Annotated in this window: 1 protein-coding gene; it reads left to right on the forward strand. The window is 68.2% G+C overall.

The genetic code is table 11. The features are described from left to right. Nucleotides 1-382, forward strand: a 382-nt coding sequence (locus JCM25156_RS26780; RefSeq protein ID WP_034961907.1) for a nucleoside recognition domain-containing protein, incomplete at its 5' end; no start/stop codon positions are given. Nucleotides 383-532 lie beyond the last annotated feature (150 nt).

Genomic DNA, 532 nt, shown 5'->3' on the forward strand with positions numbered 1-532 from the left:
GGCCGGGCGGATCGGCCATCTCATGCTGCCGGTTTTCGCCCCGCTTGGCTTCAACTGGCAGATCTGTGTCGCCCTGATCCCCGGCCTTGCGGCGCGTGAGGTCGCGGTGGGCGCCCTGGCCACCGTCTATTCCCTCGGTTCGGGCACGGATACGGATCTGGCCGCCAGCCAGCTGGGCCAGATGCTGCCCGCGCACTGGAGTCTGGCCACCGCCCTTTCGCTGCTGGCGTGGTATGTCTATGCGCCGCAATGTGTGGCGACACTGGCGGTGATCCGGCGCGAGACACTGTCATGGTCCATGGTGGGGCTGAGCGCGGGGTATCTGTTCGCCCTCGCCTACGCCGCCGCGTTCCTGACCTATCATATCGCGCTGATGTTCTGATGGCGTCCGCGTCCCTGCCCCAGATCATGCTGGCCTGCGGGGTTGTCGCGCTCTGCGCGCTGTACTGGGCCGGGCGGCTGTTCCCTGCGGGCCGCCAGAAATTCTGGGGGGCAATGGGCCTGCTCCTGCGCCGGTGCCACGCGCCTGACG

This window comes from Komagataeibacter kakiaceti JCM 25156 (assembly GCF_000613305.1).